Origin of the sequence: Paenibacillus xylanexedens (assembly GCF_001908275.1) — a bacterium.
Lineage (GTDB): Bacteria > Bacillota > Bacilli > Paenibacillales > Paenibacillaceae > Paenibacillus > Paenibacillus xylanexedens_A.
In genome coordinates, this window is the sequence record NZ_CP018620.1 from 1012842 (window position 1) to 1039178 (window position 26337).

At 49.2% G+C, this 26337-nt stretch carries 16 protein-coding genes; all 16 read left to right on the top strand.

From position 1 onward, the window contains the following. The first annotated feature begins 209 nt into the window (after window positions 1–209). The 16 genes from BS614_RS04550 (at window position 210) to BS614_RS04625 (ending at window position 26304) form a co-directional block, all read left to right on the top strand. Window positions 210–2993, top strand: coding sequence for a glycoside hydrolase family 3 C-terminal domain-containing protein (locus tag BS614_RS04550; RefSeq protein ID WP_074093069.1), 2784 nt, complete (start codon window positions 210–212; stop codon window positions 2991–2993). A 189-nt stretch (window positions 2994–3182) separates the two neighbouring features. Beyond that, the gene (locus BS614_RS04555) at window positions 3183–3374 is read left to right on the top strand and encodes a hypothetical protein (RefSeq protein WP_017691199.1); all 192 of its coding nucleotides are present in this window, start codon (window positions 3183–3185) and stop codon (window positions 3372–3374) included. A 533-nt stretch (window positions 3375–3907) separates the two neighbouring features. Beyond that, window positions 3908–4678, top strand: coding sequence for a copper homeostasis protein CutC (locus BS614_RS04560; protein WP_074093070.1), 771 nt, complete (start codon window positions 3908–3910; stop codon window positions 4676–4678). Window positions 4679–4697: 19 nt separating this feature from the next. After that, window positions 4698–6158: an alpha-L-fucosidase gene (locus tag BS614_RS04565; protein WP_074093071.1), complete on the top strand. Its 1461-nt coding sequence runs from the start codon at window positions 4698–4700 to the stop codon at window positions 6156–6158. A 1-nt stretch (window position 6159) separates the two neighbouring features. After that, on the top strand, window positions 6160–7929 hold the full coding sequence (locus BS614_RS04570) for a glycoside hydrolase family 35 protein (protein WP_074093072.1): 1770 nt from the start codon (window positions 6160–6162) through the stop codon (window positions 7927–7929). A 267-nt stretch (window positions 7930–8196) separates the two neighbouring features. Next, window positions 8197–9063: a sugar phosphate isomerase/epimerase family protein gene (locus tag BS614_RS04575; RefSeq protein WP_074093073.1), complete on the top strand. Its 867-nt coding sequence runs from the start codon at window positions 8197–8199 to the stop codon at window positions 9061–9063. Window positions 9064–9319: 256 nt separating this feature from the next. Continuing rightward, the gene (locus BS614_RS04580; RefSeq protein WP_074093074.1) at window positions 9320–10378 is read left to right on the top strand and encodes a Gfo/Idh/MocA family protein; all 1059 of its coding nucleotides are present in this window, start codon (window positions 9320–9322) and stop codon (window positions 10376–10378) included. An 844-nt stretch (window positions 10379–11222) separates the two neighbouring features. Next, entirely contained in the window at window positions 11223–12635 is a 1413-nt protein-coding gene (locus tag BS614_RS04585) for an alpha-L-fucosidase (protein ID WP_074093075.1), read from the top strand. A 324-nt stretch (window positions 12636–12959) separates the two neighbouring features. Next, a complete protein-coding gene (locus BS614_RS04590; RefSeq protein ID WP_074093076.1) occupies window positions 12960–13937 on the top strand; it encodes an ABC transporter permease in 978 nt (325 codons plus the stop codon). 15 nt (window positions 13938–13952) lie between these two features. Then, window positions 13953–14861 carry a carbohydrate ABC transporter permease gene (locus BS614_RS04595; protein WP_017691189.1) on the top strand — a complete coding sequence of 303 codons (909 nt, stop codon included), beginning with the start codon at window positions 13953–13955 and terminating at the stop codon, window positions 14859–14861. 129 nt (window positions 14862–14990) lie between these two features. Further along, window positions 14991–16628: a type 2 periplasmic-binding domain-containing protein gene (locus tag BS614_RS04600; RefSeq protein ID WP_084174395.1), complete on the top strand. Its 1638-nt coding sequence runs from the start codon at window positions 14991–14993 to the stop codon at window positions 16626–16628. A gap of 175 nt (window positions 16629–16803) precedes the next feature. Then, entirely contained in the window at window positions 16804–19023 is a 2220-nt protein-coding gene (locus BS614_RS04605; RefSeq protein ID WP_074093077.1) for a helix-turn-helix domain-containing protein, read from the top strand. A gap of 50 nt (window positions 19024–19073) precedes the next feature. Further along, a complete protein-coding gene (locus BS614_RS04610) occupies window positions 19074–21386 on the top strand; it encodes a glycoside hydrolase family 3 N-terminal domain-containing protein (protein WP_074093078.1) in 2313 nt (770 codons plus the stop codon). Then, on the top strand, window positions 21383–24505 hold the full coding sequence (locus BS614_RS04615) for an alpha-mannosidase (RefSeq protein ID WP_074093079.1): 3123 nt from the start codon (window positions 21383–21385) through the stop codon (window positions 24503–24505). Before BS614_RS04610 ends, BS614_RS04615 begins: the two co-directional genes overlap by 4 nt. Before the next feature lie 38 nt (window positions 24506–24543). Beyond that, window positions 24544–25419, top strand: coding sequence for a sugar phosphate isomerase/epimerase family protein (locus tag BS614_RS04620; protein WP_074093080.1), 876 nt, complete (start codon window positions 24544–24546; stop codon window positions 25417–25419). Between the two features lie 12 nt (window positions 25420–25431). After that, on the top strand, window positions 25432–26304 hold the full coding sequence (locus BS614_RS04625; RefSeq protein ID WP_074093081.1) for a sugar phosphate isomerase/epimerase family protein: 873 nt from the start codon (window positions 25432–25434) through the stop codon (window positions 26302–26304). The last annotated feature ends 33 nt before the right edge of the window (window positions 26305–26337 follow it).

Consider the following 26337-nt stretch of genomic DNA (forward strand, 5'->3'; position numbering starts at 1 on the left):
GCTTTCTGAAAGAAAGCTGCATCGGAAGCATACGCTATCCCCGGATTTTCCCCATATAAGGGGGATTCATAAAATCTGGGGATAACAGCGATCGGAAGGTTATTCTGTCATCGGAGTGTCCAGTGTAAATATTCTTTAGTTCAATTTATATAGTTCATTTTATATATAGCGATTCGTAGGTATGGGGATGACAATCAGGAGGGAAATCATTGAGCACACATCAAATCGGAGTTCCATTGGAAGGGTTTGCAGAGTTTAGTCGTACGGTTGCCGCAGAAGGAGCCGTTTTAGTCAGAAATGAAGGCCAAGTGCTTCCACTTCGTGAAAACGAAAACGTTTCAGTTTTTGGACGGATTCAAGTCAATTATTATCGCAGCGGCACAGGTTCAGGCGGTAGTGTTCATGTGGCCTACACAACGAATCTATTGGATGGTCTGCGCAGCAAAAAGAATATAACGGTCAATGAAGAGCTGGCAGCTGTCTATGAGAAGTGGATTGAGGAAAATCCATTTGATGATGGCGGAAAAGTATGGGCGGCTGAGCCATGGAATCAGAAAGAAATGCCTTTGACGGATGAACTTGTTGCACAGGCTAGAAGCAAATCCAGCAAAGCCATTATCGTGATTGGACGTACAGCAGGAGAAGACCAGGATAATGCGGATGCGCCAGGAAGTTACCAACTGACAGAAGATGAGAAAGCGATGTTGAAGCAAGTTACTTCGCAATTTGAACAAACAATCGTTGTGTTGAATGTCTCAAATATCATCGACATGAGCTGGTTAAACGAAACGTATCTACATCCAATCCAAGGTGTAATTTACTCCTGGCATGGTGGTATGGAGGGTGGTAATGCGATTGCCGATGTGCTGGCGGGGGACGTTACACCAAGCGGTAAACTGACAGATACGATTGCATATTCCATCGAAGATTACCCTTCGACAAGCAACTACGGCAATGAGTTCAAGAACCTGTATCAGGAAGATATCTATGTAGGTTATCGTTATTTCGAAACGTTTCGACCTGAGCGTGTTCAGTTTGAATTCGGTTACGGCCTGTCTTATACGACGTTTTTGGCTCAGCACGAAGAAGCAAAATCAGTGTCCAAAGACGGCGAAACCTACATTGAAGTTCGTGTAAATGTGACCAACTCAGGTACAACATATGCGGGCAAAGAGGTTGTGCAAGTTTATTATGAAGCACCACAAGGCAAACTGGGACAACCGGTGAAGGCTTTGGTGGCTTTTGGCAAAACAGGATTGTTGCAGCCGGGCGAGTCAGAAATTCTGACGATCAGCTTCCCGATCCATGCGATGGCATCTTACGATGATGCAGGCGTTACGGGCCATGCTTCCGCATACGTTCTGGAAGAAGGCACATACCGACTGCATGTAGGAACCAGTGTGAAACAAGTGCAGCATATCAGCATTGATTGCCAGGATGGCTATAGTATTGAATCTCTTCAATTGGTGGAGCAACTGCAAGAAGCGATGGCCCCAACTGAAGATTTTACACGGATGAAACCAGGTTCACGCAAGGAAGATGGATCTTATGAACTGACTTATGCAGAAGTACCGAAACGTAAGATATCCATGGCGAATCGGATTGAGCAGAATCTCCCGCAAACGCTGGAGCAGACAGGTAACCAGGGCCACAAGCTGAGTGACGTTAAGGCTGGCAAAGTGAGTCTGGAAACCTTCATCGCTCAACTGAGTGATCAGGATCTGGCGGCGATTGTCCGTGGCGAAGGCATGAGCAGTCCGCTCGTTACTTCGGGGACGGCATCTGCATTTGGTGGTGTCAGCGACAGCCTGTTTAACTACGGTATTCCGGTAGCATGTACGGCAGATGGCCCGTCCGGTATTCGTATGGATAGTGGCGAGAAAGCAACACAGGTATCCATTGGTACGTTGCTTGCGGCGACATGGAATAAGGATCTTGTTGAAGAGTTGTATGTGATGGAAGGACAGGAATTGCTGAGAAATCAGGTGGATACCCTGCTCGGGCCTGGACTCAATATCCGCCGGAGCCCGCTCAATGGCCGGAACTTTGAGTACTTCTCCGAAGATCCACTGATCTCGGGTGTATTTGCCGCAGCGTGTACAAAAGGTATTATGAAGGGTGGTTCTAATGCGACACTGAAACACTTTGCCTGCAACAACCAGGAGAAGCACCGCAGTAAAGTAGATGCTGTTGTCTCTGAGCGTGCACTGCGTGAAATTTACCTGAAAGGGTTCGAAATCGCTGTAAAAGAAGGCGGAGCAAACTCCATCATGACCTCCTACAACCCGGTTAACGGACACTGGGCGGCATCCAACTACGACCTGAACACCACGATTTTGCGTGGCGAATGGAATTTCGAGGGTATCGTCATGACCGACTGGTGGGCGATTATGAACGATGTGACCGAAGGTGGCGAGGCTGATCGCAAATACACCAACTGGATGATTCGTGCGCAGAATGATCTCTACATGGTTGTACCGAACTATGGCGCAGAGATTAACGGCTGGGACGATAACACGATTGAATCCTTGGAAAATGGAACATTGACTCGCGGAGAGCTGCAACGCTCGGCGATTAATATCTGCAAGTTCATCATGAATGCACCAGTGTCCGGCAGAAAACACGAGATCGTGGAGAACGTCGCTTCGTTCCAAGCGAATGCATCCCTATCTGCTGCAAAAGCTCAGGCGCTGGTTGAGAACGCACAGGTGAAACCTGCGGTAGCTGAACCCGTCTACATGAAAGTGGACGAGGCAGGTCATTATCGGATTATCGTACAGATCATGTCCCCTGAGCCGGAACTTGCTCAAAGTGCATGTAACCTGCTCCTGAATGACCAGTTGGTAACCACCATCCAAACAAATGGTACGGAAGGCAAATGGATCAGACAGAAACTTGTCAAAGTAGATCTTGAAGCAGGACTGTATGAATTGAAACTGGACTTCACGAAACCAGGTCTCCAGATTGACTGGATCGAATTCAAACAGGTGTAGAAGATAATCGGAAATATCAGGTGATAGCAACAATCGAAAGATTGTTCTGTCATCAAAAGTAGAATACGTGGGTACATGACAAAGGACACCGTTCGCGGGTGTCCTTTGTTGTAACACGGAATAGCTACTGTTATGATAATGTTATGAGATTCGTAGTTCTGAACAATGGAGTCAGGGGTGTTGCGAGGAATGAGAAATTATAATTTTTTGAGTCCAATCCTGCTGGTTGTGGTGGCGCTGATTGTAAGAGGCCTGGTGACTAACCTGGGAGTTCTTTTCGGACTATCACAAGAAGTGGCGAGTAATATTGCCATGATAGCCATGATTATTGCTGCACTGATTATGTTTAATCGAATGACGAAGGCTCGGCGTAGAAAATAGAAAAGCTCGGATAACCAGAAGGTTATCCAAGACACGAAGACACCCTCCGGGTGTCTTTTTTTGTATTGACGTTCTGATCCTAACGTTTTAGACTATTGCTAATCGATAATAACATTATAAATAACAAAAATAACAAAACTCGTCAAACAAAGTATATGGTATCCGTTGCGCTCTCTATTTGCTAGCCCATTCCGGTCCCCAAAGGAGAATCCAATCATGAAGATCATTGCCGACAAACCATATATTGTTCAGGACGGCCAGCCTTTGCAGATTTTCATCTGGAAGCTGACCGTCTTCAGATAATGATGAAGAAGGACCGCAGGAGCGCTGATGAAGCGTTCAGTCGGTCCTTTATGTCATGGATCAGGCTGTGTGCAGTTCGAGTGATGTCTATCAATACTGGTTAACGATGCGAGGGTTGGGTGAGAATACGGGATTGCAATCTCGGAAGTATCTACTTACGACATAATGTCCTGCTGATGATCACCTTAATACGCTGGAATAATCTACGATGAAGTGAAGGGAGCTACATTATGGAAAGACAGCCTGTATTGGAAGTCATCGCTGTAGATGCGGCAGATGCCAAAGCAGCTGAGGAGGGAGGGGCTGATCGGATTGAGCTGGTGTCTGCGATGTCCGAAGGAGGACTTACCCCCAGTTATGGCGTCATGGAGCATGTGGTATCCCAGGTATCCATTCCGGTGTATGTCATGATCCGTCCCCATAGCCGCTCGTTCCGCTATAGCGCAGATGACATCCACGCCATGACCCGGGATGTACGCGTGGCGAGGGAACTTGGAGCCGCTGGCATCGTGATCGGCGCCCTCACCGGAGATGGTGAAGTGGACCTTTTATCCATGCAATTATGTATGGCCGAAGCTCAGGGTTTGGGCGTTACGTTTCATCGTGCTATTGATGTGAGCACAAGCCTGACTGAGGCGCTCAAGGCCATTAACACATTGGGCAACGTGGGGCGTGTACTTACATCGGGAGGAAAACAGACAGCACCTGAAGCGATGCAAGAACTGAAACAGCTTCAGCAATTGGGGCAAATCTTGAACATCGCTGTCATGGCAGGGTCGGGGGTCACCATAGAGGGAATTCAAACGCTAGTGAGGCAGACGGGTATCACGGAAATCCATATGGGATCAGGCGTGAGGTACAAAGGGAGCTTTAATTATCCCATTGATCCACATTTGGTTGAAGAAGCCAAGCAGCAGTTATTGCTTGCATCAAGGCCATTCATGGACAGTAGTGCACTGAGTAGTGGTCCAAGCAAGGGTGTTGATATAGGGATGCGCTAAATAAAAGGAGTGATACGCCATGAATCGTGAACTGCAACCAGCCGAATGGATTAAGTCCGCAGCACAGGTCAGCCCATCCGAACGCCAGATGAGATGGCAGGAGATGGAGTTCTACGCGTTTATTCATTTTACGGTAAATACATTTACGGATCAGGAATGGGGCACTGGGGAGGAAGACCCGGCGATCTTCAATCCTTCTGAACTGAGCGCAGCGCAATGGGTGCAGGCGTGCAAGGCTGCGGGGATGAAGGGGCTGATTTTGACTTGTAAGCATCATGATGGATTTTGTTTGTGGCCCAGTCAATTTACAGCGCATACGGTCGCGGCTAGTCCGTGGAGGAATGGTAGGGGGGATTTGGTTCGGGAAGTTTCCGATGCCTGCCGTGAGGGCGGGTTGAAGTTTGGCGTGTACCTGTCTCCTTGGGATCGTCATGAAGCCACTTATGGAGATTCCGAGAGGTATAACGAGTTTTTCCTCCAACAGTTGCGCGAGCTGCTTACGAATTATGGCGACATCTTCTGTGTATGGTTCGATGGTGCATGTGGTGAGGGTCCGAATGGCAAAAGGCAGGTCTATGACTGGGACGCCTATTATGCGCTTATTCGTGAACTTCAGCCTGAGGCTGTCATCTCGGTATGTGGCCCGGATGTTCGCTGGTGTGGCAATGAGGCAGGGCATACACGGGAATCGGAATGGAGCGTTGTGCCAGCGCATATGCAGGGTAATGAGAAGATTCAGGAGCAATCGCAACAGGTGGATGATGGTGAGTTCGCCACAAGGATCAATACGCAGGACGGTGATTTGGGAAGCCGAGAGGTCATTCGTTCCCAAGGTGAGCCACTGATCTGGTACCCTGCCGAGGTGAATACCTCGATTCGCCCAGGATGGTACTATCATGCCAGTGAAGATGATCAGGTCAAAACACTGGAAGAACTGCTCGCCGTGTACTACGGTTCAGTGGGGGGTAACGCCACCTTTTTGCTGAATCTTCCACCGGATAGGCGTGGTCTCATTCACGAAACGGATGTGCAGCGACTACAGGAATTGGGAGATTCGCTGCGTACCATTTTTCAGGAAAATTTCGCCTTGCAGGCGCTGGTAAAAGCATCGGAGACGATGGATGAACAACATGCCGTATCGGAAGTGCTGACGGAACGCCGGGATACGTATTGGTGTCCTCACGAAGGAACAGAACAGGCTTGGATTGAGCTGGATTTGCAGGAAGAAAGATCATTTGACCGGGTGGTGCTGATGGAACATATCCAGACAGGTCAACGGATTGAGCGTTTTACACTGGAGTCGCAGAGGGCAGATGGTGGTTGGGAAACGTTTTACACGGGGACGGTGGTGGGGCATAAGCGAATTTGCTGTTTCCCACAGGTCACATCGAGAAAGATGCGATTAAGCATTCATGAATCCAGATGGTACCCTACGTTGTCCGGGTTAGGCATATATCTGAGCGAGCGGGGAGGGTTGTAAAATGGCGGTGCTGATGTATAAAGGTTCACAATTTATGTATGATGACGAGCCCATTCGGATTATGTCGGGTGCCATCCATTATTTCAGAGTGGTCCCCGACTATTGGGAGGATCGGTTACTCAAGCTGAAAGCCTGCGGTTTCAATACAGTAGAAACGTATGTGCCGTGGAATGTTCATGAGCTCCAGCCGGGGCAGTATTGTTTTGAAGGCATGGCTGATCTGGAACGTTTTATTCGCATTGCGGGAGATGTGGGTCTACATGTGATTGTTCGCCCAAGTCCTTATATATGTGCTGAGTGGGAGTTTGGCGGATTACCTGCCTGGCTGCTTGCTGATGATGATATTCGTCTGCGGTGTAATGATGCAAAATTTCTGGAGAATGTGGATCGTTACTATGATGTGCTTTTACCCAAATTGAAACCCCTTCTGAGCACCCTTGGTGGGCCGATCATCGCGATGCAGATTGAAAATGAGTACGGCAGTTTTGGCAATGATGCGAGCTACCTGCGATATTTACGGGATGGCATGGTGAAGCGCGGTATGGATATGTTGTTATTTACCTCGGACGGACCGACAGACCACATGCTGCAAGCGGGATCAGTGCCAGGGCATCTGGCTACGGTTAATTTTGGATCAGGAACGGAGGGAGCGTTCGCCAAGCTGCGTGAATATCAGACGGGCGAACCTTTAATGTGCATGGAATATTGGAACGGCTGGTTCGACCACTGGGGAGAGTCACATCATACCCGAGAAGCCGCTGATGTAGCTGGTGTGTTTGAGGAGATGCTTCGAGCGGGAGCTTCGGTTAACTTTTATATGTTCCACGGTGGAACAAACTTTGGATTTTACAACGGGGCGAACTGTCAGCAGAAGGATCAATACGAACCAACGATTACAAGTTACGACTACGATTCACTGCTTAGTGAATCCGGGGAGCCGACAGCGAAATTCCATGCGGTGAGGGACCTTATTGCTCGGTATAGCGATGAAGATCTGGGTGAGCTTGTGCTGCCAGAATCAAAGGGGACCATCGCTTATGGGCGGGTGGAGTTGAACCAGCAGGCATCATTACTGGCGCAGTTGGACCGGATATCAGCCCCGGTGCAGCGTACGAATCCGGAACCGATGGAGAAGCTGGGTCAGGATTATGGATTTATTTGTTATCAGACCCGAATATCCGGGCCCAGGGAGCGACAGGAACTGGTGGTTCAGGAGGTGTGTGACCGTGCGCTTGTGTTTGTTGATAGGCAATTTCAGGGTGTATTGGAACGCGGAAATCCAGCATTATCGGTATCCTTTGAAGTGCCGCCAGGGGGCGTAGATCTATTGATCCTTGTTGAAAATATGGGGCGAATCAACTATGGCCCGTACCTGAGAGATCCGAAGGGAATCACCGAGGGTGTGCGACATGGCTTTCAATTTTTATATAATTGGACGATTCATTGTCTGCCATTAACTGATCTGTCGGATTTGCAATTTAGTGATGTGATTAGCGAAGCAATTAATGAAGTACAGGGACCAGCATTTTATCAAGGAGAGTTTCATATCACGGATGTAAGAGATACTTTTCTGCGACTGGATAACTGGACCAAAGGGGTTGTATTTGTAAACGGATTCAATCTGGGGCGCTACTGGAATAAAGGACCGCAAAAAACGTTATATGTACCAGCCCCGCTCCTTCGTGAAGGTGAGAATGAAATCATCGTATTCGAGCTTCATCAGACGTCTGAATTCGCCGTAACGTTCGTGGATACACCGGATTTGAGCTAGAAAAAGGAAAATAGGTGAGCCAAACGATTATTGAGAATTGTCGTGTCCGCCAGAAAAAGGTATACGTTGGGTATGGACAATGACTAGGGCGTGTCTGAAAACTCCGAAGGACGCAGATTTTGCCGAATTTTCGTTCCAAGCAAGGAAATTTTCTGCAGGCGTGCCGGGGCACGTCAAGGGAAAGTGACGCAGCAGGGGGCGAAAAGGTGGTAAAAGATGCACTTCAGTGAGTTTTGAGACACGTCCTACAGGAGAGGATGAGGGGAAATGAAAGTTGGACTCAGCACCTACAGTCTGCAACAAGCATTGGATCGCAAAGAATTGACCGTACCAGATGCCATTCGTTGGATCGCCGATCAGGGTGGGGAACATGTGGAGATTGTACCGATGGGATTCAGTCTGATCGATAACCCGGAGTTGATTGATGAGATTAAAGCTGCGGCAAAAGAGGTTGGAATTGATATTTCCAATTATGCCATCGGCGCCAACTTTGCTGTGCAGGAGGACGCCGAAGCGTTGGAGCAAGAGATCCAGAATGTGATGCGACATGTGGATGTGGCTGCAGCGCTCGGTGTGAAGCTGATGCGTCATGATGTGGCTTTCCGCCCTGCACCAGAGGGAACCGTAGCACAGTTTGAGATCGACCTGCCGGTACTAGTGAAGGCTTGTCAGCGCATAGCCGATTATGCAGCGGGTTTTGGAATTACAACAAGCGTTGAGAACCATGGGTACTATGTGCAGTCGAGTGAGCGAATTCAGCGTTTGTTACACGAAACAGCGCGGAGTAACTTCAAGACCACACTGGATGTCGGCAATTTCCTCTGTGTGGATGAAGATCCGGTGAGTGCCGTAAAAAATAACATTCCGTACGCGTCGATCGTGCACGCCAAAGACTTCTACTGGAGACCTTCCTACCGGAACCCCGGTGAAGGCTGGTTTCAAACCTCGCATGGCAATTACCTGCGCGGTGCCATTGTGGGCCATGGCGATATCGACATGCCTGAGGTGTTCCGTGTGTTGAAAAAATCCGGGTATGACGGATATATCTCGGTTGAATTTGAAGGCATGGAGGATTGCAAAACCGCCTCACGCATTGCCATGGATAACGTCCGCCGCCTATGGGAAGAGGCATAGGGCTGAGTGCTTGTTTTAAATGAAATATGAATTGTTACGTATGGCTCAAACAGAAAGTTAGTTCAGTCAGAAAAAGTAGTGGAGGGGGCGAAATCGATTCTGAAGAAACGAAGAGTTCGCCTTTATCACCGGATTTCCCCCTTTGGAAAAAGGGGATTAAAGAAATCTGGGGGTAAGAGCGATCGGAAGAACGATTCGCAACCGGAACGTCTACCTGCTGGACGTCAATTATTTTATTTATGGAGGAATCAGCACTATGTCCAAATTGAAAGTCGCCGTTATCGGTGCCGGATCAATATCCGATTGCCATTTGCAAGCCTACGCCAGTAATCCGGACGTTGAAATATACGCCATCTGCGACCTGAATGCAGAACGTGCCGCAGAAGTGGCAAAGCAATATGATGCACCTCATGTGTTTACCGATTACAAAGAATTGCTCGCACTGCCCGAGATTCATTCCGTCAGCATCTGCACATGGAACGACTCCCATGCGGAGATTAGTATTGCTGCCCTGGACGCGGGCAAAAACGTGCTGTGTGAGAAACCGCTCTGCCAAACCGTGGAGGATGCCCTCGAAGTAGAGAAGGCCGTTCATCGCAGCGGAAAGCTGCTGCAAGTTGGTTTTGTTCGCCGCTATAGCGACAATGCACAAATTCTGAAGAAGTTCATCGATGAGGGTGAACTGGGCGAGATCTATTATGCCAAAGCCTCCAGTCTGCGTCGTCTGGGCAATCCGGGTGGCTGGTTCTCGGATATCAACCGTTCCGGCGGGGGTCCGCTGATCGATATCGGGGTGCATGTGATCGACATTTGCTGGTATCTGATGGGCAGACCGAAGGTGAAATCCGTCTCCGCTAACGTGTCTAACCGATTGGGGAACCGCTCGAACATTAACAATCTGTCGTTCTACAAAGCAGCCGACTACGACGCAGAACAGAACACCGTTGAGGATATGGCAAATGCCCTGATCCGTTTCGAGAACGGTGCGAGCCTGCTCGTGGATGTCAGCTTCACGCTCCATGCCAAAGCGGATGAGACTTCGGTCAAACTATATGGCGACAAGGGCGGTGCCGAGTTGGAGCCGGAAATTTCGATTATTGGCGAGAAATTCAACACCATTTTGAACATGACTCCACAGGTGGATTTCAAATCATTCGATTTTATGGGATCGTTCCGCAACGAAATCAACCATTTTATAGATAGCACGCAGGGCCGCAAAGAAACACTTAGTCCCGTCGAAGACGGCGTCGAGGTAATGAAAATGCTCTGCGCCATTTACGAATCAGCCCGTCAGGGCCGCGAAATCACACTATAAAAGGGGCTTTGCAGTACGGAGTTGCTCCAAGTTGATACTTTACTACTCCCGTGGCATTGAAAGTTATGAGCATTTCGCTCCCTTTCAATGAAAAGCTCGCTCCGGGCGGGTATGGATTCGTCCTCTCGTCCCGCGATTGGAGCAGAGCATGGAGCGAGCGCTAACGAATCTGAGGCGTCTTATTTAAGGCTCTGAAGCACCAGTAGAAATCTAAGAAACCTGAGACACGCTATATGAGAATTAACAGCAGTTTACAGCGTTTTTATCAGCTAATTTCGGGAAATAACGTGTCTGATGTTCCTTACAATTTAAAAAGAGGACCAAAAGGCTAAATAAGACGCCCTGAATTCCTTAGAAAATTCTCTACCCATTCGCCAGGATCAACCACTTGGATTTCGAGACGTTATAAACGCGCGGACATCCATCATCGTATATCTTCCTAAACTGAAGTTGAAGAGACGTCCTATAATACTTACCGTTTACACCAAAATGGTGAGTGCAGAACTAATCCAAAACAACGAAGCGCTCGCTCTCTGCCCGTGGATTTCCCTATAGAAATGAGGGAAATAAGGGTTTCATAGTAATTGAAGATGGCACCGCACTCGAAATAACAAAGTTACCTACGCCCTTAATAGTTAAACTAAGCGTTTACGCCAAAACGGAGAGGGCAGAACCAATCTGAAGAAGCGAAGCGCTCGCCTTTATCAACGGATTTCCAACAATTATAAAGTGAAATAAGAGAAATCAGGGGATAACAGCGATCGAAAGATGGTACTGCACTCGGAGTGACCAGGCGTAACATGCATGGTTTATCTTTTATCCAATCCAGAGGAGATGAAACAGGATGAGCGAAACCAAAGAAACCGTACTGGAGCAGGAAGAGCAGATCGTCGAAGCCGGGGTGCACAATTTTAGCAAAGAGGAAGAGTGGATCAAACCGGAAGATCCGCTGCTGAATGAGCGGCTAGAGTGGTTCAAGGACCAGAAGCTGGGGCTGATGATGCACTGGGGGCCGTATTCTCAGCTTGGCCTCGTGGAATCCTGGGCGCTGAGCGACGAGGACGGCGATTGGTCGCGTGATGACATCGACTGGACGGATGACATGGAAGACTTCAAGCGGGAATATTTCGATCTGAACAAAACCTTCAATCCGATTCGCTTCCAGCCTGAGGAATGGGCACAAATGGCGGCAGATAACGGGTTCAAATACTTCCTGTTCACCACCAAGCACCATGACGGTTTCTGCATGTGGGATACCAAGACGACGGATTACCGGATTACGGGTAAGGACACGCTTTTTCATACCCATAAGTATGCGGACATCTGTCGAGCACTGTTTGACGCTTTTCGGGCGAAAGGACTCGGCATCTCAGCGTATTTCTCCAAAGCGGACTGGCATACCCCGTATTACTGGGCACCGGGCATGGAGCGTGGACGTCATATGTGGCGCGGCCCTTCGTATGATCCCCATAAGTATCCATGGTTGTGGGAGAAATTTGTGGAGTTCACACATGAGCAGATCATGGAACTGCTGACCAATTACGGGCGAATCGAATGTCTGTGGCTGGATGCCGGTTGGGTGCGCGAAGGTCGTCACGGTCAGGATATTAGGCTTGGAGAAGTCGTGGAACGGGCGCGTCAGACCACACAGCCTTGGCTCCTGTCCGCAGATCGCACCGTCGGTGGACCGTATGAGAATATCGTTACCCCCGAGCAGACCATACCGGAACATCCGATGAACATTCCATGGGAGAGCTGTATTACCGTGGGGAACTCCTTTGCCTTCGGATTCGATGATCAGTATAAAACGGGAAGACAGCTGGCACATATTCTACTCGAAGTCGTGTCCAAGGGCGGTAACCTGGCGCTGAATATAGGACCACAACCCGATGGCCGTCTGCCAAAAGGGGCAATTCGAGGCATCAAGGGCCTCGGTGAATGGCTGGGTACTCACGGAGAAGGTGTCTATGGAACCCGGATATGCGGGCCGTATTTTACGAAAGATTGGGCTTTCACGCAGAAGGAAGAGATCAACACCGTATATGCTTTCCGTTTATACCGAAACGAGAATGAGACCGTACAACCACAGTTAACCATTCCTTATCTGGAAAAGGTAGAGCGTATCGAACTTATTGGTAGCGATGACGTACTTTCGTATCAGCAGACGGAAGATGGACTTCTCGTGGAACTGCCACAATCGGCTACAACCAGTGCAGCTCCGATCACATACACGTTCAGATTGGTCACAAGCGCATAGAACCACATAGAACGCCATGTCAATTCCGGGGGAGATATCACAGCCTCCGGGATTTTTTTACTTATACATAAGGAATACAATTCCCGACAGAAACGGCTCACAATCGCTTGCCACACAAGGATTTATGGAATAAAGAGAAGTCGGAGAAAATTGCAAATTGATAAAAGTTTACTGTGCGATGTACTATCAAATAAAGAAAGCGCTACCTGATATGAATGTTTACATCATATTTGTTTAACAAGGAACTATGAACAGAAAAAAGGATGTTTAAGGGATTTGAATGTAATGTATTATTACACTTGAGGTGTAGAAGGAGTGACGCAAATGAGTCGAGCTACGGAAAGCATACCCGCCAAGATGGAACTCCAGCAGAGGAAACATGTGGAGCCCAAGCGGCAGCATCCATTCATCAAAAGCCTCAAGAAACACTGGGAGCTCTACCTGCTCGTGCTGCCCCCGGTGTTGTATCTGTTGATCTTCAAGTACATCCCTATGGTGGGTGTCCAGATCGCCTTCAAGGACTTCAGTGTAGTCAAAGGAATCTGGGGAAGCCCGTGGGTCGGATTCAAACATTTTGAAGCCTTCTTCCAATCTCCAAACTTCTGGCTGTTAATCAAAAACACGATAGGCATCAGCTTTTATTCCTTAATCGCAGGTTTCCCTATTCCCATCTTGCTGGCGCTGGCGCTGAATGAGATTCGAACGGGTTACTTCAAGAAGACCGTGCAGATGGTCACTTACGCTCCGCATTTTATCTCAACGGTTGTTATGGTATCCATTATCATTCTGATGCTCTCCCCGCATGTGGGCGTAGTAGACAAGCTGTTCACACTGCTCGGCTTCCCGATGACCAACTTCATGGGCATTCCGGAATACTTCAAATCGATCTATGTCTGGTCAGGTGTGTGGCAGGGCATGGGATATTCATCAATTATATATATCGCAGCTCTTGCTGGTGTTGATCCATCTCTCTATGAAGCAGCAAAGATGGACGGCGCATCAAGGCTTCGGAAAATATGGCACATCGACCTCCCATCGCTGGTTCCAGTCACCGTTATCATGCTGATTCTGAGTCTGGGCAGCATTATGGGCGTGGGCTTTGAGAAAATATACCTGATGCAGAATCCGCTCAACACAAGCGCTTCGGAGGTCATCTCCACGTATGTGTACAAGGTGGGTCTGATCGGGGCAAATTTCAGCTTCTCCTCGGCAGTAGGATTCTTCAACTCCATTATCAACCTGATCCTGCTGGTTATCGTCAACGGCATATCGCGTAAAGTATCCCAGAACAGCTTGTGGTAAAGGAGGAGCTTATCCATGTTCAACCTGATTAATCGTAACCGGATCAAGGACCCACTCGGTGACCGCATTTTCATGACATTCAACTATATTTTTCTGTTCGCCATACTGCTAACGGTGTTTTACCCGCTCTTGTATATCATCAGTTCTTCGTTCAGCTCTTCACGAGCCGTGACATCCGGTCAGGTGTGGCTGTTCCCGGTCGACTTTAACATCAAGGCGTACATCTCCATTTTCAAAAGCCAACAGCTTATGCTCGGTTTCTATAACACGATCATCTACACCGTGGTGGGCACGTTCATTAACGTAGTGCTGACCGTCATGCTGGCATATCCTTTGTCACGCAAATCGTTCTATGGACGAGGGGCCATCATCATTTTCATGATGATCACGATGTTCTTTGATGGCGGTCTGATTCCCACCTACCTCTTGATGAAGGATTTGCACCTGCTCGATACACGTTGGGCGATGTGGCTGCCTGGGGCGCTCGCAGTATTCCAGGTCATCGTGGCAAGGACTTTCTTCCAATCTTCCATTCCGGAAGAACTCGGGGAGGCCGCGGAAATGGACGGTTGCCGGGATATCCGGTATCTGATCAGCGTGGTTCTTCCCTTATCAAAGCCCATTCTGGCGGTCATGACACTCATGTATGCCGTAGGTCACTGGAATGCGTACTTTGATGCACTGATCTACCTGCGTTCCGAGAAGTTGTTCCCTTTACAATACGTGCTTCGCAATCTGCTCATCCTGAACGCGGCTGATCCGGCGATGCTCGCCAATACCAGCCAACAGATGCGGGACCAAGGGTTCGAGCAGGTGTTGAAATATGCACTGATCGTTGTGGCGAGTATTCCAATTCTGATCATGTATCCATTTGTACAGAAGCATTTTGTTAAAGGGGTCATGGTTGGTTCCCTGAAAGGTTAATCCTTGTGAGTTAAGCCCGGTTGCCTCTTGAAAGGAGGTGGAAGGAACACGCCGGCTTCCGGGGTAGATTTTATAAACGTGCAGTACAAGTCAATAATTTGCCGTTATGAACAAAAAGGAGGAGTCAGATTGAGAAAATCTTGGATTTCGATGTTGTTTCTGGTCTTTGCTTCGGTGGCTTTGTTGTCCGCATGCAGTTCATCCGAGGAGTCGGGTGGAAGTAGCGACGGTAGCGGGGAGAGCGGCGGTCCTGTAACCATGACCCTCTTTGCTCCGCAAGGCAAAGCGTCCATGGAAGAGAATGAATTCACCCAATTTATCGAAGACAAGTTCGACGTTACCCTAAAATGGGATCTGGCCCCAACGGACGCCTTGCAGGATCGTAGACAATTACTGCTGGCCAGTGGTGATTATCCCGAAGTGTTTCTTCACGGCAAGTTCACCACCTCAGACCTTCAAACCTATGGAAAACAGGGCGTGTTCCTTCCGCTACAAGATCTGATTCAGAAGTATGGTCCGAATCTGACCAAGATTATGGAAGAGAAACCATACTTCAAAGAAGCCATTACGGCACCGGACGGCAACATCTATGCGCTGCCTATCTTCAATGAATGTTACCACTGTACGTATGCACAGAAATACTGGATCAACACGGAATGGCTCGATAATCTGGGTCTGAAAATGCCAACCACAACTGATGAACTGTACACCGTTCTGAAGGCGTTTAAGACACAAGATCCAAACGGTAACGGGAAAGCGGACGAGATTCCACTCACGGGCGCACCGAACAAGTATGTATGGAATGGCAATATTGATGCCTACCTGATGAATAGTTTTATATACAATGATAACGACAAATATCTGATCGTGAACGATGGCAAGGTGAGTTTTGCCGCCAATCAGGAAGGCTGGAAGAAAGGGCTGGAGTACATGAACAAGCTCTATGCAGATGGCCTGATTGATCCGGCTTCCTTTACACAGAATGATCAGGCGATTGGACAGCTGGGGAACAAGGAAGGCGATGAAGTGGTCGGCTCCATTACAACGGCGCTGGTCAGTTATCTCGTGAATACTTATGACAAAGATATCACCCGTCACCAGCACTGGGAGATCGTTCCTCCATTGAAAGGACCAGATGGAGTGCAGACGACAGGCGCCACGCAGAGCGTAGGTGAGTTTGAGTTTGCCATCACCAACAAAGCGACAGAAGCACAGCAGATTGCCGCTATCAAAATTGTAGACTACATGTTCAGTGAAGAAGGTGCGCTGTACGCGGAGTATGGACCAACTGAAGGCAAAGGCTGGAAGAAGGCAGATAACGATGAGAAAAACATCAATGGCGAGCCGGCCAAATACAGCTACTACAACCTGCCTGAGCGTGATCCGAACGTTGTTGTGAACGAGAGCTGGTCACAGATCGGAGCGCATGACTTATCCAACACATTCCGTAATCTGTTTGCGGAAGGACAGAATCCTCTAGAAGCAGAGGGTTATGGTACACGTCTGGCTCAAGCTACCAATGTGTATGAACCTTATGCACCCAAAGAAGTATACCCTGCGAACGTATTTATTCGTCCAGAGGATACGGAATCAGCTGCACAACTGACTACGGCCATCAAGGATTATGTGCAGACGAATATGGCACAGTTCATTATTGGCAGCAAGAGCATTGATAAGGAATGGGATTCGTATGTCAAAGGCTTCGATGGTCTCGGACTGAGTAATTACCTTGAGATCTACCAGCGTGCTATTGAGAAGAATCAATAATTGAAGGATTCAATATAGAGGCTGTCCCGTCTGTCACCCGTGACCGGGACGGTCTTCTCCTATGACAACCCCACGTCATCCGATATAATGTACTGAATGTTTATGGAAAATTAGCGATCAGCACAGATGTTTGTCGTCATTCAGCATGAACAGTAACGGTGGGGGGATCTCGGAGATGAACAACAATTGGTTTAGACGTTTGCTGTTATCGTATCTGCCTGTTTTCTTTATTGTGACGACCATTCTATTCTTCATTTTCTTTCAAGTGTTCAATGAACAGAACCGTAGAGAAGCGCTCAAGGCCAATGAATTTCTGGCCTCACAGGTTACGCAATATCTGGACAACTCCCTACGTTCCATCGACTTCAAGGTACTGCGTGAGATTTTGACCAACCCTAACTTGAAGAATTATTTCTCGGTATCTGGCAGCGATGATGTGTATGCCGGCATTCAGGCGGTCCAGGTGGTTGATGAATTGAAAATAGAGTATCCGCTGATTGATTCAATTTATCTCGTTCGATACGGGGATGGCACGGTCTTCAGTAACGGGAAGGCTGTTCCGATTGAAGAGTTCCCGGATGCAGACTTTATTGCAGATAGCCGGTCAAGGGATGAACAGAAGTGGGCAGGGGCACGAGCGTTCCGAGCTTTTCCTTCGCAAGCGACGGAGCAGGTGATTACGATTGTGCGAAGTGTAGGAAACGGCAAAGGACTTGTGGTGACAAATGTGGACCTGAGTACCCTGAGGAAATCCATTATGCAGATGTATGATCCGGAATTTACGTTTGTGAACATCTTCAACCGTTCGGGCGGCAATCTGTGGGATAGCAGCATGCCAGGAGGGGTTGCAGCTTCTACTAAAACCACGTCGGGAGAAGTCTTCTCCGAATTTACGTCGAGTTATAGTGGTTGGAAGGTGCAGACAGGTCTCAACAATGGAAAAATCGTCAAATGGACGCTGCAATTTTATAATATCTGGTTTGCCTTTGCTGTAGTGGTTGTGTTGATTGGTGTGGTGTGGGTGATCTATGTTACCCGCAGAAACTACAAGCCGATTCAGCAAATTGTCACGTTAATTCAGACCGTCTCTTCGCAGAAGCAATCGGGGCTGGGCTATGGCAAGGAGAATGAGTTTCGATTCATCCATACAACGCTGGAACGCATGATTGATCAGACGAGGCAATATCAGGAGGAGCACGAAGAGAATCTGATTTTGCAGAAAAAAATGTTCTTTCAGGAGTTGCTGGAGGGCACACGAGACTTTACGAGCACGGAGCTGACAGCGGAGATGAAGAAGTTCAAACTGCCTGAGCTAGAGCATCATTGGGCCGTCATGGTAGTTGAAATGGATCGGTATGATGCATTTGTGACGGAGTATCATGATCAGGACCAATCCCTCTTGAAATTTGTGTTATCCAGTATCCTGCAGGAGAGTGCGCGTCATGAAGGAACGGAAGTATGGGCTGAATGGATCTCCGATCAGCGTCTGTACGCCATCCTCTGGATTCCGGACATGGAACAGGCCGAGGAGACTGAGCATCGATTGCTTGCTGGTTATCTGGACAGAATCGATCAGTATCTGAACTTCACCGTGACCATTGGTGTTGGTCGGGTTGCTGTCGATATTCGGGGGTTGAGAGCTTCATTGAAAGAAGCTGTACACGCGCTGGAGTACAAGGCTGTAATGGGGATAAATCGCATCATTCCGTGTAGTGATGTGCCGAATTCGACCAATGATGTGTATGAGTTCCTGAAGACCATCTCACTGTTGGTACAGGCGATGCGTTTATCGGACGATGTCTGGGAAAAGCATTTTGAAAGACTGTTTGAACAAATCGGTGAGTCCGTTCTGTCCCGTCAGGAGATTATGAATACGATCCAATTGTTATTCCAACATTACAATCGGGAATTCGCCGAACTTCCACGGGAGTACCAGGATTCGTGGGCCGCTATATTCACCCCGCTTCTCCCAAGGCTTGAGGGCTGGGAGACCTTAGATGACCTGCGTAAGCTGTGTTGGGAAGGGTTCAGGGAACTGGCGCTGCAGATGCAGACGCTGCATTGTTCCCGAAAACACAGATCACATATTCTGGAGATTCGCAAATACATCGAAGAGCATTACAACAATCCTGATCTGTCACTGAACTACCTTAGTGATCTATTCGATATTAATCCGAAGTATCTGAGCAAGCTTTTCAAGGATGAGATTGGGGAGAAGTTTGTGGATCTGCTCATTAGTCATCGTATCGAAAAAGCCAAGCTGCTCATGCAGGAGACCGATAAGGCTATTCAGGAGATCAGTGAGGAAGTGGGATACACAAACTATAATTCCTTCAACCGGGCTTTCAAAAACGTGGTGGGTGTGGCACCAAGTGACTACCGCAAAGCCATGTGATGTAAGTGCACCCGCCTAACTAATTCCGAACGCATAAGGAGAATGTGCATATGGACTATAAAGATGCTTCGCTTCCCATTCAGGAGCGGGTTCAGGATCTGATCGGACGGATGACAATGGCAGAGAAAATTGGACAACTCATTCAGCCGATGGGATGGAAGACGTATGATAAAGCAGCTGATGGTACAGTACAGGTGACGGAAGAGTTCAAAGCGTACATGGAACAGGGGGGTGTCGGTTCTCTGTACGGTGTGCTTCGGGCCGATCCATGGACCGAAGTGACACTGGAAACGGGGCTTACTCCACGGCAGGGAGCCGTTGCCACAAATGTCATTCAGCAGTATGCCATGGAGCATTCCCGGCTGGGCATACCCATTTTGTTTGGGGAAGAGTGTTCCCACGGGCATATGGCGATCGGGGCAACAGTTTTTCCGGTACCGTTAATGGTGGGAAGTACGTGGAATATGGAGTTATACCGCAAGATGTGTGAAGCCATCGCTGTGGAGACCCGGAGTCAGGGGGGAGCGGCAACGTATTCCCCGGTGCTTGATGTCGTACGTGACCCGAGATGGGGACGGACGGAGGAATGTTTTGCCGAAGATCCCTACTTAATCGGTGAATTTGCAGTAGAAGCGATGAAGGGACTGCAGGGTGACCGCCTTGATTCCAACCAGACGATTGTCGCTACACTTAAGCATTTTGCGGCTTATGGCAGCTCGGAGGGTGGGCGCAATGCTGCTCCAGTTCATATGGGCTTACGTGAATTACATGAAATAGATCTGTTGCCGTTCAAAAAGGCAGTGGAAGCCGGGGCTTGCTCCGTGATGACCGCATATAACGAGATTGATGGCGTACCCTGCACGTCCAGCACGTATCTGCTGAATGATCTTCTGCGGGAGCAGTGGGGTTTTGATGGATTTGTCATTACTGATTTTGGTGCTATTCAGATGCTGGTCCATGGACATAACACCGCCGAGAACGGGGAGCAGGCGGTGGCACAGTCCCTTCAAGCAGGAGTGGATATGGAGATGTCCGGGTACATGTACCGCAAACATCTCGGTCAGGCGTTGGAGCAGGGAATGATCGAAGAGAAGGATCTGGACTTGGCTGTGTGGCGAGTGCTGGAGATGAAATTCAGACTTGGTCTGTTTGAACAACCTTTCGTAGATCCTGACTTTGCAGAACAGGTCATCGGATGTGAAGACCATACACAGCTGGCGAGGGAAGTTGCACAAGAGGGGATTGTTTTACTGAAAAATGAGGGAAATACTCTTCCGCTTGCCAAAACAGGTCCAAAGCTAGCTGTCATTGGTCCGAACGCGAACCATATCTATAACCAGCTTGGAGACTATACCTCGCCACAGCCGAGAGAGCAGATCGTCACCGTACTGGATGGCATTATACGCAAGCTTGGTGCGGATTCGGGTCAGGTGCTGTACGCACCCGGCTGCCGGATTAAAGGCGATTCCAGAGAGGGCTTTGCACAAGCACTCGCCTGTGCGGAACAGGCCGATGTCATCGTGATGGTGATGGGTGGTTCCAGCGCCCGCGATTTTGGTGAAGGTACGATCGACTTGCGGACAGGTGCGTCTGTGGTAACCGATTATCCATGGAACGACATGGAGTGTGGCGAGGGCATTGACCGGGCTTCCCTGAATCTCATGGGTGTTCAATTGGAGCTGGTGCAGGAGGTACATAAGCTGGGAAAACCCGTTATCGTCGTCTATATCAACGGCCGCCCCATTGCTGAACCTTGGATTGATGAGCATGTCCATGCCATTGTGGAAGCGTGGTACCCCGGGCAGGAAGGTGGTAACGCTATCGCAGATATTCTGTTTGGCGATGTGAATCCATCTGGCCGCCTTACCGTCTCCATTCCCAAGCATGTTGGGCAACTTCCGGTCTATTATCATGCCAAACGCACTCGTGGCAAGCGGTATCTGGAGATGGATCTGGCGCCGCAGTATCCTTTCGGATATGGACTGAGCTATACCAAATTCAAATACGAGAATGTAAGAGTGATGCCAGAAATCATCGGCCTGGACGATGAAGCTCAGGTGATGGTTGAAGTCACGAATACCGGAGTAGTTGAGGGAAGCGAGGTTGTGCAGTTGTACATCACGGATGTGTCGGCTTCGGTTACGCGGGCTGAAATGTCACTTAAGGGTTTTCGTAAAATTCATCTGAAGCCAGGACAGACCCAGACCGTTACATTCCCTGTGCAAAAAGAACATCTCGCACTCATCGACTCTCGTCTCCAGTCTGTCGTAGAACCGGGTGAATTCAGGCTCATGGTTGGCCGCAATTCGGCTGACTGGAACGCTTGCAGTCTGCATATCCAGAAGGTGGGGGTGGAGGTATGATTCGAATTCAGCGATTCATCGAAGATCTGAAACAGCGGCAATGGCTGGATACGATCGAGCTTCCGGCGTGGGAGATGCAGAGGGCCAGATACATTCGGCCAGGGGAATACGAGTACGAACAGGCAGACAAGGCCATACAAAGCTTGAATCCGCTGAACAGCGTACATGGAACGACGTATTTTCTGAGCAAATGTGTGGAGATTCCGGACAGTTGGGAGGATCGAGCTGTTGGGCTGGTCTTCGAGGCTGGAGGAGAAGGGCTGCTGAAGGTGAATGGCATGCCTTATCACGGACTGGATCGAAATCACGGATTCGTACCCCTTCCGCGAAGTCGGGTAGGCAATACGCCGCAGTTGGAGATCGAACTCTACGATCCAATTCCAGAGCCGCATGATCCACTCAACCGACAAGCTGTTATTCAGCCGCCTATTCAGGGCATTCGGGCAGCATTGGTTCATGTATATCAGCCACTGCAGAGCCTGATGTACAGCGTGACGGTACTCGCCGAGTCCCTCCGGGCATATAACGAGAAGGAGCCCAAGCGGATGGCACTTGTTCAGGCCATTCATCAGGTGATGGATAACATGTACAATGACCCGGAACGCTGGAGTGATGCAGCCTGGATACAGAACTTCGAATATGCATTAGCACAGTCGGTACAGCAGGAAGACCCGGAGGAATATCGAAGTGGCTTTATGCATTTGGTTGGACAATCCCACATTGATATTGCCTGGCTGTGGCCTGTACGTGAGACAGTTCGCAAGTCCAGTCGCACGTTTTCGACCATGTGCACTTTGATGGACACGTACCCGGATTTTGTGTATTCCCAGAGCCAGCCGCAGTTGTATGCCTTCGTGAAGGATCATTACCCGGAGTTGTATGAGCGAGTAAAAGCACGCATTGCCGAAGGACGCTGGGAATTGGTTGGAGGCATGTGGGTGGAGCCGGATCTGAATATTCCGAGTGGCGAGTCGTTGGTTCGGCAGATCCTGTATGGACAGAACTTCTACCAGGCGGAGTTTGGCAAACGCTCCAACATCGAGTGGCTGCCGGATACCTTTGGTTACTGTGCTTCCTTGCCGCAGATGCTGAAGCTCGCGGATATTCCTTATTTTATGACCACCAAGTTGAATTGGAATGATACCAATGCGTTTCCGTATGACCTCTTCGACTGGGTAGGCATAGATGGCACTTCCGTGCTTGCGTATCTGAACCATGGGGTGAATGAACATACGCGTCCCAAAGATGTGGATGAACATTGGCAATCATTTAAACAAAAGGATGTGCACCCTGAGCAAATGTTGCTTTACGGACATGGCGATGGTGGTGGCGGTGTGACGAATGAGATGGTGGAGTTTGCGGAGCGTTCCCATTTGATGGTTGGACAGCCAATCAGCAAATTCAGCACAGCAGGGGCTTTTTTTGAAGACATATCATTAAATAATCCGACGTTGCCGAAATGGCACGGGGACTTGTATCTGGAACTGCATCGCGGAACGTATACAACTCATGCGAGGAACAAACGTAGCAACCGTAAGGCAGAGGTATTGTATCGGGAAGCGGAGATCTGGGGGCAATTTGCCGGGGCTTACGGCGCGCACACGAAGAATGATCTGGATGAAGGCTGGAAGTTGATTATGCTCAACCAATTCCATGACATTATTCCGGGAACGTCGATTCCAGAAGTTTACGTAACGTCCACCGAGGAATACACGAAAGTATTTGCATTAGGTACATCCGCACTGCGGGAAACGCTGGATACCCTTGCGGAGAACATTGCAACAGATGAAGTGGATGGTCTTCCCTACATTATATTCAACAGCCTTGGCTGGGAACGTGGAGAGAATATCACCATTACAGGGGATGCCCACCTCGCCGGGGTGGCTGCATTTGATCGTCAAGGGAACCGTCTGGCCTGTGATCTTGAACAAAAGGAAGACCAGTATACGCTGCTCGTGCATGTTCCGTCGATTCCTGCTTTTGGGTATACAACCATATGGCTGCGCGAGGCATCGGATGTTATCCTTCCATTAAGGGAAGAAGAACGCTTCCCTTCCACATGGGAAACCGAATTCTATACCCTTGAGTTCAATGACTTGGGAGAGATCACCCGATGGTATGACAAAACGGTAGGACGTGACTGGCTGAAGCCCGGTGATCGGGCGAATGAGTGGCAGTTTTTCCGCGACAAACCGACGTACTGGGATGCTTGGGATATCGATCCACGATTTGAATCCCAGCGAGCAGGTTCGGTGCAGTTGATCTCCAGAGAGGTTGTACAGCGCGGGGCTACGCGAGATGTACTGCGTTTGGTCTGGAAGCTGAATCAATCGGAGATTAGCCAGGATATCATTTTGCATCGTCACCAGCGGCGTGTTGACTTCCATACAAAAGTGAACTGGAAGGAGAGTCATAAGCTGCTCAAGGTGGCATTTCCGGTGGATCTGGTGGCAGCCAAAGCAGCCTATGAAATCCCGTTTGGAGCGTTGGAGCGTCCAACTCATAACAACACCAGTTGGGAGCAGGCGCAGTTCGAGGTCTGTGGACATCGTTGGGCGGATATCTCGGAGGGTAACAGCGGTGTGAGTTTGCTGAATGATTGCAAGTACGGGTATGACATCAAGGATCGGACGATCCGCCTGTCCCTGCTTCGTGCCCCGAAATGGCCGGATGAACATGCCGATCAAGGCGATCATGAATTCACGTATTCGATCATGCCTCATCAGGGAGATTGGCGACAAGCCGCCGTGGTTCGCCGGGCGATGGAGCTTAATCATCCGGTGGAGGTTGTTGCTGCGAGTCCATCTTCGGGTCACTTGCCAGGTGAACATACTTGGGTTCGGTTCCACAGTGAGCATGTCATTCTGGATGCCATTAAGGCTGCAGAAGATGGCTCGGGAACGGTGCTGCGTTTCTACGAATCATCAGGAGGTCGGGAAACGGTGCAGGTTCAGTGGGCTGAAAAGGAAATCAAAGCGTCCATCATTAATCTGCTGGAGGATGAGATCCATCCGTTGGTTTGTCCAAACGGCACATTCGAATTGGCCTTTAAACCGTATGAGATCAAGTCGGTGAAACTTGTTGATATCAGTAATGAGTCGAACCTTACATTTACATGAGAACGTAGAGTTACTCATTCAATCACAGGAGGTATGACATGAAATTAACGAATAAGATTGGTGTCATCGTGGATAGTTTTGGCGTAGGTGTACGGGAAGGGTTGAACAAAGCCAAAGACGTGGGTGCAGAAGGTGTGCAGATCTATGCCGTCAAGGGAGAGATGGACCCTGAAAATTTGTCACCTGCGGCGCGCAAAGAGTTAAAGAGTTACATCGATTCTCTGGGTCTTGAAATTTCAGCACTGGTCGGTGACCTGGGTGGACATGGGTTCCAAGTCAAGGCAGATAATCCGTGGAAAGTAGAGAAGTCAAAACGGATCGTGGATCTGGCCCTCGATCTGGGCACCAACATTGTCACTACGCATATCGGCATTGTCCCACATGACCCTTCATCGGAAGTCTACGCTACGCTGCATGCTGCTTGTGAGGAACTGGGTCAATATGCCAAAAGTGTTGGCGCATACTTTGCCATTGAGACAGGACCGGAGACGGCTGCTGACTTAAAAGGATTCCTGGATACGCTGTCGACCAACGGAGTATCGGTGAATTTTGACCCGGCGAATATGGTAATGGTGACCGGAGATGATCCGGCGCGGGGCGTTCATCTACTCAAGGATTACATCGTACATACTCATGTGAAGGATGGTGTGCGGCTGAAGGAAGTTGACCCACGAGACGTATACGGAGCGGTCGGTTATGCCCCTATGGATCACGATAAGATTGCCGAAATGGTCTCATCCGGAACGTTCTTCCGTGAGGTGCCGCTGGGCGAAGGTGGCGTTGACTTTGACGGATACTTTGCAGCGCTTCAGGAGATTGGTTACACCGGTTATCTGACGATTGAACGCGAGGTTGGTCATCAGCCGGAGGAGGATATTCGCAAGGCGGTTCAATTTATCCAACAATATCGATAGGGAGCTGAGCAGATGAAAGTGGGCCTGAGCACGTATAGTTTGTTGAACGATTTGAATTCGGGTGAGATGACGGTGCTGGATGTGATCGACTGGATTGCGGCGAACGGCGGCGAGCATATGGAGATGGTGCCTTACGGTTATACCGTGGAGGATAATCATGATCTGGCGGATGCGATTCGGGAACGGGCAGCGACTGCGGGTATTGAACTGTCCAACTACTCGCTGCCAGCGAACTTCGTGCAGGAGACGGAAGAGGCGTTTGAAGAAGAGATGGCTCGGGTCAAAAGACATGTGGATGTGGTACACCGGATGGGTGTAAAACATCTGCGGCATGACGTCACGGCGTTTACCCTGCCAAAGGAGAAGATGACCATCGCCTGGTTCGAGGAACATCTGCCTCTGATGGTGCGGGGAAGCCAGATCATTGCGGACTATGCCGCGCAGTTTGGCATCACGACAACCATTGAAAATCACGGCTTCAGTGTGCAGGCGAGTGATCGGGTGCAGCGTGTTCTGCATGCTGTAGATCGTCCGAATTTCAAAACAACACTTGATATTGGCAACTTCATGTGTGTGGATGAGAATCCGATCATCGGTGTCATGAAAAATCTGCCGTACGCTTCTCTGGTCCACTTCAAAGATTTTTACTTCCGTCCTTATGATGAGCATCCGGGTGAGGGTGAATGGTTCACGACAGCCTACGGTAACTTCCTGCGAGGGGCCATCGTTGGACAAGGTGACATTCCAATTCGTAAAATTGTAAAGCTGATCAAAGACTCCGGCTATGATGGCAACATTACGGTGGAGTTCGAGGGCATGGAGGAATGCAAATCCGCATCCAAAATCGCCATGGACAACCTGCGTCGCTTCTGGGAAGAAGCGTAACGAAGCATAACGAGGGAATGGATCAAGGGCCAC

What these genes read in the sequence shown, in the direction of transcription:
- BS614_RS04555 (WP_017691199.1), top strand. Translation starts at nt 3,183, where the DNA reads ATGAGAAATTATAATTTTTTGAGTCCAATCCTGCTGGTTGTGGTGGCG.
- BS614_RS04560 (WP_074093070.1), top strand. Translation starts at nt 3,908, where the DNA reads ATGGAAAGACAGCCTGTATTGGAAGTCATCGCTGTAGATGCGGCAGAT.
- BS614_RS04565 (WP_074093071.1), top strand. Translation starts at nt 4,698, where the DNA reads ATGAATCGTGAACTGCAACCAGCCGAATGGATTAAGTCCGCAGCACAG.
- BS614_RS04570 (WP_074093072.1), top strand. Translation starts at nt 6,160, where the DNA reads ATGGCGGTGCTGATGTATAAAGGTTCACAATTTATGTATGATGACGAG.
- BS614_RS04575 (WP_074093073.1), top strand. Translation starts at nt 8,197, where the DNA reads ATGAAAGTTGGACTCAGCACCTACAGTCTGCAACAAGCATTGGATCGC.
- BS614_RS04580 (WP_074093074.1), top strand. Translation starts at nt 9,320, where the DNA reads ATGTCCAAATTGAAAGTCGCCGTTATCGGTGCCGGATCAATATCCGAT.
- BS614_RS04585 (WP_074093075.1), top strand. Translation starts at nt 11,223, where the DNA reads ATGAGCGAAACCAAAGAAACCGTACTGGAGCAGGAAGAGCAGATCGTC.
- BS614_RS04590 (WP_074093076.1), top strand. Translation starts at nt 12,960, where the DNA reads ATGAGTCGAGCTACGGAAAGCATACCCGCCAAGATGGAACTCCAGCAG.
- BS614_RS04595 (WP_017691189.1), top strand. Translation starts at nt 13,953, where the DNA reads ATGTTCAACCTGATTAATCGTAACCGGATCAAGGACCCACTCGGTGAC.
- BS614_RS04605 (WP_074093077.1), top strand. Translation starts at nt 16,804, where the DNA reads ATGAACAACAATTGGTTTAGACGTTTGCTGTTATCGTATCTGCCTGTT.
- BS614_RS04610 (WP_074093078.1), top strand. Translation starts at nt 19,074, where the DNA reads ATGGACTATAAAGATGCTTCGCTTCCCATTCAGGAGCGGGTTCAGGAT.
- BS614_RS04615 (WP_074093079.1), top strand. Translation starts at nt 21,383, where the DNA reads ATGATTCGAATTCAGCGATTCATCGAAGATCTGAAACAGCGGCAATGG.
- BS614_RS04620 (WP_074093080.1), top strand. Translation starts at nt 24,544, where the DNA reads ATGAAATTAACGAATAAGATTGGTGTCATCGTGGATAGTTTTGGCGTA.
- BS614_RS04625 (WP_074093081.1), top strand. Translation starts at nt 25,432, where the DNA reads ATGAAAGTGGGCCTGAGCACGTATAGTTTGTTGAACGATTTGAATTCG.